This is a genomic window from Pseudomonas sp. BF-RE-22, from assembly GCF_019956155.1.
In the GTDB taxonomy this organism is placed as follows: Bacteria; Pseudomonadota; Gammaproteobacteria; order Pseudomonadales; family Pseudomonadaceae; genus Aquipseudomonas; species Aquipseudomonas migulae.
Map to the genome: position 1 here is coordinate 78,534 of NZ_JAHBDD010000055.1, position 12,413 is coordinate 90,946.

Consider the following 12,413-nt stretch of genomic DNA (forward strand, 5'->3'; position numbering starts at 1 on the left):
GCGGAGAGTCAGGTAAACCGAGTTTTCGTTCTTCGCGGGCAAGCCTCGCTCCTACAGGGGCAGTGTTGTTCTTACAAGATACGAACGCGCAGCGAGCGGCCTTTGATCTTGCCGTCGTTCAGGCGTTGCACTGCCTGCTTGGCAACTGCGCGTTCCACGGCAACGAACGCCTGGAAGTCGAAAATCGCGATCTTGCCAACCTGCGCGCCCGGAATCCCTGCATCGCCAGTCAATGCACCCAGAATATCGCCCGGACGCACTTTGTCTTTACGGCCAGCGCCGATGACCAACGTGCTCATTTGTGGCAGCAACGGACCACCGCCCTGGGACTTGAGGTTGTCCAGCTGATCCCAGCTCAACGGCGACTTCTGCAGTTGCTCGATGGCCTGGGCGCGGTGCGCTTCGGACGGGGCGACCAGGCTGATCGCGATGCCTTTTTCACCGGCGCGGCCAGTACGGCCAACGCGGTGAATGTGGATTTCCGAATCACGCGCCAGTTCGACGTTGATCACCATGTCCAGCGCATCGATGTCCAGACCACGAGCGGCGACGTCGGTGGCAACCAGTACCGAAGTACTGCGGTTGGCAAACATCGTCAGCACCTGGTCGCGATCACGTTGTTCCAGATCGCCGTGCAGGCCGACGGCGGAGATGCCTTTGGCGGTCAGGTGATCGACGGTTTCCTGAACCTGCTGCTTGGTGAAGCAGAAGGCCACGCAAGAGGCCGGGCGGTGATGCGCGAGGACTTTGACCACGGCGTCCATGCGCTCTTCCGGAGAGATCTCGTAGAAGCGCTGCTCGATCTGCGTGTCGTCGTGGAACGCCTCGGCCTTCACTTGCTGCGGGTTGCGCATGAACTTGGAGGCCAACTGCTTGATGCCCACCGGGTAAGTGGCGGAGAACAGCAGGGTCTGACGACGTTCCGGGCACTGGGCGATGATTTCTTCGATGGAGTCGTAGAAACCCATGTCGAGCATGCGGTCGGCTTCATCGAGGATCAGCGTGTTCAGGCCATGAAGCACCAGCGAACCCTTGCGCAGGTGCTGCTGGATACGACCCGGAGTGCCGACGATGATGTGCGCGCCGTGCTCCAGCGAGCCGATCTGCGGACCGAACGACACGCCGCCGCACAAGGTCAGGACCTTGATGTTGTCTTCGGCGCGGGCCAGGCGACGGATTTCCTTGGCAACCTGGTCAGCCAGTTCACGCGTTGGGCAAATGACCAGCGCCTGGCAGCCGAAGAAGCGCGGATTGATCGGGTTCAGCAGGCCGATGCCGAAGGCTGCGGTCTTGCCGCTGCCGGTCTTGGCCTGGGCGATCAGGTCCATCCCCTTGAGGATCACCGGCAAGCTTTGCGCCTGGATCGGCGTCATCTGGGCATAACCGAGGGAGTCGAGGTTAGCCAGCATGGCGGCGGACAGCGGCAAAGTATTAAAAGCGGTGGCGATGGTGGTCACGGGACTGGCCTGCAAAACAAAATGTCGCGCAGTGTACCAGTCCCATGGCCATTGGCCCTAAGGTTCGATGTGTTCTTCCGGACGCTTGACGCGCCGTCCGTCTTCTCTCGACAGCTGCGAGAAGATCGTCGCGGCCAGCATCGCCATGATTCCGACGGTCACAAACGTGAGTTGGAACGCGCCCAGCACCGTGTCCACGCCGTCGTTTCCGATCTCTGCCGTGAACCCGCCAAGCAGCGCACCGGCGCATGCAACGCCCAGGCTGAGGGACAATTGCGCGACCACCGATAGCAGGCTGTTGCCGCTGCTGGCGCTGGCGTCATCGAGGTCAATCAGGGTCACGGTGTTCATCGCGGTGAACTGCAACGAGTTGATCGCGCCGAGAATCGCCAGCATGCCCAGCAGCAGCCAGTACGGCGTCTGCTCGCTGACCAGGCCCATGCTTGCCAGCATCAGCCCCAGCGCCAGGGTGTTGCCGGTCAGCACAATGCGATAACCCAGGCGCTCGATCAGTGGCCGCGCCACCGACTTGGCGACCATCGCCGCCGCTGCCAGCGGCAGCATGCTCATCCCCGCCTGCGATGGCGAGTAGCCCAGCGCCACTTGCAGCAGCAACGGCACGAGGAAGGGCAGTGCGCCGCTGCCGAGACGGGCGAACAGGTTGCCGAGGATGCCGACGGCGAACGTGCGGGTCTTGAACAGCGACGGCGCGAACAGCGGATTGTCGATGTGCCCGGCCCGCAACCAGTACGCCGCCAGGCACGCCATGCCGCCGAACAGCAGCAACATCACGCGCAGGTGTGGCAGGTGCAGTTCGCCGAGGCCTTCCATGGCGATGGTGATCAGCACCATCGCTGCGCCAAACAGCAAAAAGCCGAGGCTGTCGAACCGTGTGCGCTCAGTGCCGCGCAGGTCTGGGATGAATTTCCACACCGCGTAGCAACCGACGACGCCGACCGGCAGGTTGATCAGGAAGATCCAGTGCCACGTCAGGTATTCCACCATCCAGCCGCCCATGGTCGGGCCGATCAACGGGCCAAGCAGGCCGGGAATGGTGATGAAACCCATGATCCGCACCAGTTCCGAGCGCGGGTAGGCCCGCAGCACCACCAGCCGCCCGACCGGCAGCATCAGCGCACCGCCCAGGCCCTGAATCACCCGGGCGCCGATCAGCATGCTCAGGCTGCTCGACAAGGCGCAGAGCAACGAGCCGAAGCTGAACAGCAGGATCGCACCGAAGAAGATTTTCTTGGTGCCGAAGCGGTCGGCGATCCAGCCCGAGGCGGGGATCAGCAACGCGACGGTGAGCATGTAGGCGATGATCACGCCCTGCATGCGCAGCGGGTCTTCCGCCAGATCGCGGGCCATGGCCGGCAGGGCGGTGTTGAGGATGGTCCCGTCGAGGGACTGCATGAAGAAGGCAATGGCGACGACCCACGGCAACCAGCGGGCGGTGACAGCGTCGAGAGGCGGGCGGTTGGGCATGGGACCTCTTGTCAGTGTGAATCTGATTAACCGTGGCGGCTTCTTCGCGGGCAAGCCTCGCTCCTACAAGGGTTTCGCTGTCCTTGTAGGAGCGAGGCTTGCCCGCGAAGCTTTTAGAGGGTCAACGTCAGGCGGCTGATCAGCGCGCCCGGCAACAGTGCCGATGCCGTGGCCCGCTGGCTGTAAGTGCTCGCCGACAGCAACAACTCACGCTCTTCGGTCAACGCTTCCAGCTGCGAACCCAGCAAACTGTAAGCACTGTCGTCAAAACGCATGGTGCTGACCGGCGCCTGTATCTCGCCATTCTCGACCCAGAACGTCGCAAACCGCGTCATGCCGGTCATGCGTGCCATCGGTTGGTCCGAGTAATTCAGGTACCAGAGGTTGCTGATGTACAAGCCCGTGCCCAGTTGCTTGAGGATCTCGGCATCGGCAAGCGCGCCTGGCGCCATGTTCAGCGCGGTCGGCGATTCACCGCCGCTGGCGCCGTTGGCCGTCAGGCCGTATTCGGCGGCACTGCGAGAGTCGACCAATTGCGCATCGGCCTTACCTTCGACGATCAGTTTCAGGTCGCTGCGTGGATAACCCTCGTCAGAAAATGCCGGGCTCAACGAACCGCTGACTTGCTCGTCAAGGGACACCAGCGGACTGAACGAATGGTCGCCCGCATAGAGTTTCTGCAACGGACTGCTTTTGCTGGCAATCGACTGCGCCGAAAAGCCACCCCAGGACAACATGCCCATGATTTCTTCCAGCGCGGCCGGTGCCAGGTAAGCGCGATACTGACCCGGTGCCAACGTACGCAGTGGCCGCCCCAGAAACTCAAGCTGCTCACGCGCCTGCTGGAAGCGCCGGGCAAACCCTTCGCTGTTCCAGTCATGGCCGGCGTAGCTGGCTTTCACCGCCTGGCCGTTTGCATGAAACAGGCTGAAGTCGAAGTTGAAGCTGTTGGCCTGATGCCAGCCGAACGCGCCTGAGGAACTGGCGAAACCGCGACTGATCGGGCCGGCGGCGTAGAAACCCACCAGATCCAGCCCTTCGGCGGCCCGGGTGATTTCGGCGACCACCTGCTCGGTGTCCGGCAGCGGATGCTCCTGCACATTCTTGCTTTGCCAGCCGGTGTAGTTGAGCAGCAAGTACGGATCCTGCGGTAGTAGCGGCAGGGTGTCGCGCAACTGTTGCAGGCCTTCGGCCAGACGCTGGGCGTCGACGTGCGCATCGCCCGACAGTGTGATGTCGAGGTCAGCGTGGCGTCCGTCGTTGATCAGCTTGAGACCGACGCTCGCCTGTTGCACCTGCCCGGCCTGCCGCACCTTGGCATGATTGAAACGCACGAAGGCCGACGATTCGGCGGCGTAGCTGAGGGTGAATTGCTCCGGTTCGCGAATCGCCTCGCGCAACCCGTTGACCAAGGCCTTGAACGAATCAGCCTGACTTTTTGAAGTGCTCATCAGGCGTCTCCCCCAAATACATCCACGTTGCTGAACACGCAGGCCGGTGATGCATGGCCGACACGGATCACCTGATTCGGTTCGCCCTTGCCGCAGTTCGGCGTGCCCAGAACCTTGAAGGTGCTGGCGTCGCCGACGGCGCTGAGGCTTTTCCAGAACTGCGCGGAAATCGCCCGGTAGTTCGGGTTTTTCACCACGCCTTTGAGTTCGCCGTTTTCGATCAACTGGCCCCATTCGCAGCCAAACTGGAACTTGTTGCGCGCATCGTCGATGGACCAGGAACGGTTGGTGCTCATCAAAATACCGTGCTCGATGTTGCCGATCAGTTGTTCCAGCGGCTGGTCGCCGGGCTCGATATTGAGGTTGGCCATGCGGTCGATCGGTGGGCGGTTCCAGCCGCAGGCACGGCTGTTGGCAACGCCGTCCATGCCCGCGCGGAACTGCGAAAGTGCACCGCCCAATGGGCGCAGGAGCAAGCCCTGCTTGATCAGGAATTGCTTGCTCGCGGCAGTGCCGTCGTCGTCATGACCGTAGCTGGCGAGCTGCTCGGGAATGTCCGGGTCGAAGGTGACGTTCAGCAGTTTCGAACCGTACTGCAAATGGCCGAAGTCTTCGGCCTTGACGAAACTGGTGCCGGCGTAATTGCGCTCGTCACCGAGGATGCGATCGAGTTCCAGCGGGTGACCGATGGATTCGTGGATCTGCAGCATCATCTGGTCGGGCATCAGCAGCAGGTCGCGTGGGCCTTGCGGCGTGTTCGGCGCGAGCAGCAATTGCAATGCTTGATCGGCAACTTTTGGACCGGCGCCGATCAGGCCGCAACGGCTGATGACATCAGCGCTGCCCTGCTGGCCGAAGTTCTCGCGGCCGAGGCTGCGGGTCTGGCTGTCGTTGCCGTCGTAGGCCGTGACATCGAGGCCCGGATAGACGAAACGCTGGGCCTGGCGCAGCTCGGCACCGGCGCTGTTGAGGTAGATCTGCTCGACATGGGTGATGCCGATGCTGACCTGCCAGTTCACCAGTCGCTCGTCCTTGGGCACTGCCGCGGATTCGGCGCCGAGCAGTTGGTAGCAATCGCTCAGGGACGGGAAGGGCTGCTCGAGGTTCGGCGAAAAATAGTCGGCGCGGTGGCTGGAAACGGCTTGCTCACGCAGGTCTAGCAGCGCGTGAGGCTTGAGCAGGCGAGCTTGTTGCTCGGCTCGGTCCAGCGCCGATTGCAGGCCTTGCGGCGACAGGTCATTGGTCGCGGCGTAGGCTTCAACGCCGTTGACACGAACGGTCAGCATCGCGCCTTCGTCACGGCTCAGGCTCGGAGGTTCGGCAACGTTCTTGCGTACCGACAGGTACTGGCCGGACTCGCGCACGTATCGCAGAGAAAAGAATTCAGCGCCCGTGCGCAAGGCAGCAAAGCGCTGCTTGAGCTGGGGGTGGAAATCGAACATTCGGGAACCTCCTTGGTCTGGAGTGGCGATGCAGCGGTGTTGCGAAGGGGGGGTGAAACGTTTGCGTGGCGCTAGATTAGGCCTGCGTGGGGGTAGGATCAAGCGCAGAGCTGCGTAGGAAATATTTAATCAGCGTGAAGGCCGAGGCTCGCGGGCATACCGTGTCGTGATCTGCTCGCGATGGCATTGGTTACGGTGGTGAGAGGGGGCGGGGCTTACTGCCCGCCATAGAGATAGACGACCGCCGTCAGATAAATCATCAGGCTGGCCAGGAAAGCGGGAAGTATTTTTCTGGTTTTGGCGACCACAATGAAGGTCCCCAGCAGCAGGATCAGCTTCAGTGCATCCAGACTTTCAAACTGTTGCATCAGGCTCGGCGCATCCTGTTTGTTGAAGGCCGTGTCATAAATGATTACCCCCAGCATGGCTTGTGCGCTGTAGTTGATAAACCGATAAAACGAACCGTGGGTGCGCGTCAGCGCCGTCGTGTTTTTAAAGGCAAAGGGCAGGGCGCGAAACGCCAGTGCGCTGACGGCGGCAAAGCCGATCAAAAACCAAACTGTCATTGGCTGCGCACTCCTTGTTCGGTCCAGGCGTTTTCAATCAACACGGTCACGCCACCGATCAAAAACGGTGTGATGAGCAAGCTGTAATCCTTGAAGAACAGCACCAGCACTGGCGCGCCGATGAAGCCCAGCCAGTAGCTGGACACTTCGGCGTAATGCGGCCAGTGTTTGCCGGCCAGTGCGGTGAACTGAAGCGGCAACAGCATCGTCATCACGGCCGTAGTCACCGGCGACGCCAACCCGGCACCGGCGATGAAGCCGATGCAGGTACACACAATCGACACGACAAATATCGGCAAGCCCACGCCGAGCATGTAAGTGAAGGGGTGATCGGTTCGTTGTTTGAAGCGGGTCATGCAGGCCGTGAATATCGACGGCGTTATCAGGATCAGCGAGGGCAGTATGTTGCTTGTCGAGACGTGCTTCAGGTACGGCGCCAGCGCGGCCGAGAGCAGCAGAAATCGCACGTTGAGCGCCAGAATGACCGGAATCAACAGCCAGCCATCGTTGTAGTTTTGCAGAAGCAAAAACTGTAGCGGCGTAGAAAATATCAACAAGGTTGTTGCCAGGGTCTGCCCCAGGGTTAACGACTGTGCGGCGCCTACCATCCCGATCGACAAATACAGAAACAGGAAGGCGACACCGAAGCTGATCGCATCCCGCGCGCCTTCCTGGAAGACCTTGGCTGACGAATGACAAGGCGGTTTTCCAGCAACCATCAGCAAGTTTCCCGCGGACAGTCGGATGCATTCAGCGCGTAATACTGTTTCCTGGGGCCTTTGCTGCGAAACAGCAGGCGAGGTGTGGTGGCCAGTGTTGAAGTGGCGGCCTGGGTGCGCACGGCATCTTCACTCATGTTCAGCATGGGGCGCGCGTGCAGGATCTTATGGTTGGCCACGATCAGGAAGGTTCCGGTCTCGGCTGTCGAGACACTGTGCCTGGCGGTGGGCAGCTGGGCTCTGATCTTGTCGAGGACATGTTGGCCGCCGTTGACCGCTCGCATCCGCTCACCGTTGTGCGGGTCGATCCGGAAGTCCAGAGAGAACCGGTAGCCGTAGTGGTCGTCGTATTCAACGACATTGCGAATTCGCTCTTTCGAACCGTTGACGTTTTTGCCTGAAATAAACCTGGCTTGCATGCCAAGCAGTGTTTCAATGTCTTCGTTATCAAGGTCGCAGAGCAAGTCTGCGGGAAAATAATAAGCCGTCGGCGTATGAGTAGTGTCTCGGCAAACTGTTAATGCCAGGAAGTCCACGCTGAGGTTTTCATACAAGTCGTCGGAATGCGGTGTGATATCTCCATAGCCATTTCCCCATTCCCGATATTTTTCTGCCGCCGGTTTAAGATATAAGGCTTTGTGTTCTTCATAGTCGTATTTGATGTCAACCAGATGGAACAAATCGGCGAGCGCTTCATGCACCGTCAGGGCCAGCCTGGGTGAATCGAGGTGGAAGATATTCTTGATGCACACGGCGGCCACGCCGTCGTGCGCTTGCCCTAATTTATCGAAATAGTAGGCATCTTCCGGGTGGAGGTAAGTTGCAAAGATATTGATCAGCTGGATTTTCAGCTCATGAATACTCAGGTCGTGATTTTTCATCCACCACGCTTCGATCATGCCGCTGAGATAGTCGAAGTTCAGAGTGATTGTTGTTTCTTTTGCTATTGCTTGTCGGAATAAGCTGGCTGATACAGTTGGGTTTGCATAGTGGGTATTCATTATCATCCTTGATAATCAGGTTTTTGTTTGGTGCTGATCTTAATGCAACTATTAAGTTTGAAGCCCCCTATAAGTGTTGCGAGTTTTGTTGCGGGCTGGACGGGGTGAGTGGCTTATTCAAGGCAATAAAAAACCGCCAGCCTCCGAAGAGGTGGCGGTTTGCGGTTTTGCAGAGCGGCTATCAGCGTGCTGTCGCGCTCACATCACGCAGAGGCTTGCCTTTCACCGGAGCGTCACCGGCCACGTAGTAGCTGGCAGTGCTGCGCGGCAATGGCTTGCGACCACGGATCTTGTCGGCGATTTTCTCGGCGATCATGATCGTCGGTGCGTTCAGGTTGCCGGTGGTGATGATCGGCATGATCGAGGCATCGACCACACGCAGACCTTGCATGCCGTGCACACGGCCTTCGCCATCGACCACAGCCATCTCGTCGGTGCCCATCTTGCACGAGCAGGACGGGTGAAACGCGGTTTCGGCGTGTTCGCGGATGAACTTGTCGAGCTGCTCATCGGTTTGCACTTCAATGCCCGGGCTGATTTCGCGGCCACGGAAAGCGTCCAGTGCAGGCTGTTGCATGATTTCACGGGTCAGGCGGATGCCGTCACGGAATTCCTGCCAGTCCTGCTCGGTGGCCATGTAGTTGAACAGGATGCTCGGGTACTCGCGCGGATCCTTGGACTTGGCCTGGATGCGACCACGGCTCGGCGAACGCATGGAACCCATGTGCGCCTGGAAACCGTGCTCTTTCACACCGTTGCTGCCGTTGTAGTTAATCGCGACCGGCAGGAAGTGGTACTGGATGTTCGGCCATTCGAATTCCGGACGGGTGCGGATGAAACCACCGGCTTCGAACTGGTTGCTGGCGCCGATGCCGGTGCCGTTGAACAGCCACTCGGCGCCGATGGCCGGCTGGTTGTGCAAGAGCAGCGACGGGTACAGCGAGACCGGTTGGGTGCAGGCGTATTGCAGGTACAACTCGAGGTGATCCTGCAGGTTTTCGCCGACGCCTGGCAGGTCGTGGACCACCGGGATGTCGAGCTTGTTCAGCAGTTCGGCCGGGCCGACGCCGGAACGTTGCAGAATCTGCGGCGAAGCGATGGCGCCGGAGCACAGCAGCACTTCTTTGCGGGCGCGGACTTCAACGCGCTCTTCAGCGGCGCCGATCAGGTAACGCACGCCGACGGCACGCTTGCCTTCGAACAGGATCTTGTCGGTCAGGGCGTGAGTGACGATGGTCAGGGTCGAACGCTTTTTAGCAGTGTCCAGGTAGCCGCGAGCGGTGCTGGCGCGACGGCCCTTCGGCGTCACGGTGCGGTCCATCGGGCCGAAGCCTTCTTGCTGGTAACCGTTCAGGTCTTCGGTGCGCGGATAACCGGCTTGCACGCCGGCTTCAACCATGGCGTGGAACAGCGGGTTGTTGCCGGCTTTCGGCGTGGTCACGCTGACCGGACCTTCGCCACCGTGGTAGTCGTTCGGGCCGATGTCGCGGGTTTCGGCCTTGCGGAAGTACGGCAGGCAGTTCAGGTAGTCCCAGTCTTCCAGGCCTGGCAGCTTGGCCCAGTTGTCGTAGTCCATCGCGTTGCCGCGGATGTAGCACATGCCGTTGATCAGCGAAGAACCGCCCAGGCCCTTGCCGCGACCGCATTCCATCCGGCGACCGTCCATGTGTGGCTCTGGATCGGTTTCGTACGCCCAGTTGTAGCGACGACCTTGCAGCGGGAACGCCAGGGCCGCTGGCATTTGCGTGCGGAAATCCATCCGGTAATCCGGGCCGCCTGCTTCGAGCAGCAGGACGGTGACGCCTTCGTCTTCAGTCAGACGGGTCGCCAGGGTGTTACCGGCCGAGCCGGCACCGATGATGATGTAATCGAATTCTTGGGACATTGAATGCACCTTCTTTAAATATGGTCAGGTCGGGCGAGTGCTTCGCACTCGATCGCCAGCAGGCTGGCTCCCACATTGGAATGCGTACTCCTGTGGGAGCCAGCCTGCTGGCGATGACGGCCTCGCAGGCGAAGCGGATATCGCCTTAGAACACCGAGGCGTAATCGCCCAGCTCAACCTGTACCGATTTGATGCGTGTGAAGTTGTTCAGCGAGCTGATGCCGTTTTCACGACCCACACCGGATTGCTTGTAGCCGCCAACCGGCATCTTCGCGTCGGACTCGCCCCAGGCGTTGATCCAGCAGATACCGGCTTCCAGCTGATGAATCACGCGGTGAGCGCGGTTCAGGTCCTTGGTGACGACGCCTGCGGCCAGGCCGAAGTCGGTGTCGTTGGCACGACGGATCACTTCTTCTTCGGTTTCGTAAGTCAGGATCGCCATCACCGGGCCGAAGATTTCTTCGCGAACGATGGTCATCTCGTCGGTGCAATCGGTGAACACGGTCGGTGCCACGAACGCGCCTTTGGCGAATTCGCCGTCGGTCAGACGGCCGCCGCCGCACAGCACGCGAGCGCCTTCTTCTTTGCCTTTGGCGATGTAGCCCAGCACGCTTTCCATGTGGGCGAAGCTGACCAGCGGGCCGAAGTTGGTGTTTTCGTCTTCCGGATTGCCGACGCGGATGCGCGCAACGCGCTCAGCGATCTTGGCTTCGAAAGCGGCTTTCAGGTGGCTCGGTACGAACACGCGAGTGCCGTTGGTGCAGACCTGGCCGGAGCTGTAGAAGTTGGCCATCATCGCGGTATCGGCGGCGCGATCGAGGTCGGCGTCGTCGAAAATGATCAGCGGGGATTTGCCGCCCAGTTCCATGGTGACGTCTTTCAACGACGAAGCGGAAGCGCTGGCCATGACCTTCTTGCCGGTGTCGGTGCCGCCGGTGAAGGAGATTTTTTCGATGCGCGGGTGCTCGGTCAACCAGGTGCCGACTTCACGGCCGCTGCCGGTCAATACGTTGAACACGCCGGCTGGCAGGCCTGCCTCGGTGTAGATCTCGGCCAGTTTCAGCGTGGTCAGGGAAGTGACTTCGCTTGGCTTGAAGATCATCGCGTTACCGGCCGCCAGGGCAGGCGCGGATTTCCACAGGGCGATCTGGATCGGGTAGTTCCACGCGCCGATACCGGCCACGACGCCCAGCGGCTCGCGACGGGTGTAAACGAAAGAAGTGGTGCGCAGCGGGATCTGCTCGCCTTCGATGGCTGGGACCAAGCCTGCGTAGTATTCCAGCACGTCGGCGCCGGTAACGATGTCGACATACTTGGTTTCGGAGAACGACTTGCCGGTGTCCAGGGTTTCCAGGGCGGCCAGTTCATCGTTGCGCTCGCGCAGGATGTCAACGGCGCGACGCAGGATGCGCGAACGCTCCATGGCAGTCATTGCAGCCCAGATTTTCTGGCCCTTTTCGGCGCTGACTACAGCGCGCTCTACGTCTTCCTTGGTCGCACGCTGTACTTTTGCGAGGACTTCACCGTTAGCCGGGTTGATGGCTTCGAAAGTGGCGTCGCTGCTGGCGTCGGAGTAACCGCCATCGATGTAGAGTTTTTGCAGTTCGAAACGGGCCATAGTGTCCTCGCAAGTGCATAAGTGGTTGGCGTTGACCACTGGGCGTGCCGTGTAGCGCTGGCACGCTGGTCAGTGGCGGTTCAGGGGTTGAGCGTTTTATGTGTGCTCTAACTCACCTGCTTGGCCAGTTGGAAATCCATGTATTCGTAAGCGATCCGGTGCGCCTGTTCCGTGTCGAAAGCATCTCCCGACAGCGCGCCGCGCAACCACAAACCGTCAATCAACGCTGCCAGGCCCCGGGCTGCACTGCGCGCGTCATCGAGCGGCAATACGCGGCGGAACTGGCAGCACAGGTTGGAATACAGACGGTGATCGTTGATCCGCTGCAACCTGTGCAAAGACGGGTGGTGCATGCTGGTGGCCCAGAAGGCCAGCCAGGTTTTCATTGCCGGGCCATTGACCTGGCTGGCGTCGAAGTTGCCTTCGATGATCACCTGCAGATGCGCCCGCGGGCTGGCATCTGTCAGCGCCTGACGGCGCGCGGTGACGTTCTCGCTGAGGACACTCATCAGGTACTGCGCCGTGGCAGCTATCAGGCCGTTCTTGTCCTGAAAATAGTGACTGATGATGCCGTTCGAGACACCGGCCAAACGGGCGATCAGCGCAATGCTGGCGTCCCCCATTCCGACTTGATCGACGGCCAGCAAGGTGGCTTCGATCAATTGCTGGCGGCGGATGGGTTGCATACCGACCTTGGGCATCTTGCACATCTCCTTAGGCCTTCCGGCAGACGCAAAACGTCTATCGGATTGAGGGCCAGTCTATTTTGTTTTGATTGAACGTTCAATC

Annotated in this window: 10 protein-coding genes; all 10 read right to left on the bottom strand. The window is 60.3% G+C overall.

Features of this window, described 5'->3' with window-relative positions; genetic code table 11:
• Window positions 1-71: 71 nt before the first annotated feature.
• Window positions 72-1,409: an ATP-dependent RNA helicase DbpA gene (dbpA, locus tag KGA82_RS23000; RefSeq protein WP_230427581.1), complete on the bottom strand. Its 1,338-nt coding sequence runs from the start codon at window positions 1,407-1,409 to the stop codon at window positions 72-74.
• Between the two features lie 105 nt (window positions 1,410-1,514).
• Window positions 1,515-2,942: a multidrug transporter subunit MdtD gene (gene mdtD, locus KGA82_RS23005; RefSeq protein WP_223413605.1), complete on the bottom strand. Its 1,428-nt coding sequence runs from the start codon at window positions 2,940-2,942 to the stop codon at window positions 1,515-1,517.
• 113 nt (window positions 2,943-3,055) lie between these two features.
• A complete protein-coding gene (locus tag KGA82_RS23010; protein ID WP_223452600.1) occupies window positions 3,056-4,393 on the bottom strand; it encodes a TldD/PmbA family protein in 1,338 nt (445 codons plus the stop codon).
• Window positions 4,393-5,835, bottom strand: a complete 1,443-nt coding sequence (locus tag KGA82_RS23015) for a TldD/PmbA family protein (RefSeq protein WP_223452601.1) — start codon at window positions 5,833-5,835, stop codon at window positions 4,393-4,395. Before KGA82_RS23015 ends, KGA82_RS23010 begins: the two co-directional genes overlap by 1 nt.
• 215 nt (window positions 5,836-6,050) lie before the next feature.
• On the bottom strand, window positions 6,051-6,386 hold the full coding sequence (locus KGA82_RS23020) for an AzlD domain-containing protein (RefSeq protein WP_259331664.1): 336 nt from the start codon (window positions 6,384-6,386) through the stop codon (window positions 6,051-6,053).
• Between the two features lie 11 nt (window positions 6,387-6,397).
• Window positions 6,398-7,120, bottom strand: coding sequence for an AzlC family ABC transporter permease (locus KGA82_RS23025; protein ID WP_223452602.1), 723 nt, complete (start codon window positions 7,118-7,120; stop codon window positions 6,398-6,400).
• The gene (locus KGA82_RS23030) at window positions 7,120-8,121 is read right to left on the bottom strand and encodes a hypothetical protein (RefSeq protein ID WP_223452603.1); all 1,002 of its coding nucleotides are present in this window, start codon (window positions 8,119-8,121) and stop codon (window positions 7,120-7,122) included. Before KGA82_RS23030 ends, KGA82_RS23025 begins: the two co-directional genes overlap by 1 nt.
• A 181-nt stretch (window positions 8,122-8,302) precedes the next feature.
• Window positions 8,303-10,006, bottom strand: a complete 1,704-nt coding sequence (betA, locus tag KGA82_RS23035) for a choline dehydrogenase (RefSeq protein ID WP_223452604.1) — start codon at window positions 10,004-10,006, stop codon at window positions 8,303-8,305.
• Window positions 10,007-10,151: 145 nt separating this feature from the next.
• Window positions 10,152-11,624: a betaine-aldehyde dehydrogenase gene (gene betB / locus KGA82_RS23040; RefSeq protein WP_008033273.1), complete on the bottom strand. Its 1,473-nt coding sequence runs from the start codon at window positions 11,622-11,624 to the stop codon at window positions 10,152-10,154.
• Window positions 11,625-11,731: 107 nt separating this feature from the next.
• Window positions 11,732-12,325 (bottom strand): transcriptional regulator BetI, encoded by a 594-nt coding sequence (gene betI, locus KGA82_RS23045; protein WP_008033272.1) that lies wholly within the window; start codon window positions 12,323-12,325, stop codon window positions 11,732-11,734.
• Window positions 12,326-12,413: the final 88 nt, after the last annotated feature.

Coding starts and splice junctions, on each gene's coding strand:
- dbpA (WP_230427581.1), bottom strand. CDS start 1,409: ATGCTGGCTAACCTCGACTCCCTCGGTTATGCCCAGATGACGCCGATC.
- mdtD (WP_223413605.1), bottom strand. CDS start 2,942: ATGCCCAACCGCCCGCCTCTCGACGCTGTCACCGCCCGCTGGTTGCCG.
- KGA82_RS23010 (WP_223452600.1), bottom strand. CDS start 4,393: ATGAGCACTTCAAAAAGTCAGGCTGATTCGTTCAAGGCCTTGGTCAAC.
- KGA82_RS23015 (WP_223452601.1), bottom strand. CDS start 5,835: ATGTTCGATTTCCACCCCCAGCTCAAGCAGCGCTTTGCTGCCTTGCGC.
- KGA82_RS23025 (WP_223452602.1), bottom strand. CDS start 7,120: ATGGTTGCTGGAAAACCGCCTTGTCATTCGTCAGCCAAGGTCTTCCAG.
- KGA82_RS23030 (WP_223452603.1), bottom strand. CDS start 8,121: ATGAATACCCACTATGCAAACCCAACTGTATCAGCCAGCTTATTCCGA.
- betA (WP_223452604.1), bottom strand. CDS start 10,006: ATGTCCCAAGAATTCGATTACATCATCATCGGTGCCGGCTCGGCCGGT.
- betB (WP_008033273.1), bottom strand. CDS start 11,624: ATGGCCCGTTTCGAACTGCAAAAACTCTACATCGATGGCGGTTACTCC.
- betI (WP_008033272.1), bottom strand. CDS start 12,325: ATGCCCAAGGTCGGTATGCAACCCATCCGCCGCCAGCAATTGATCGAA.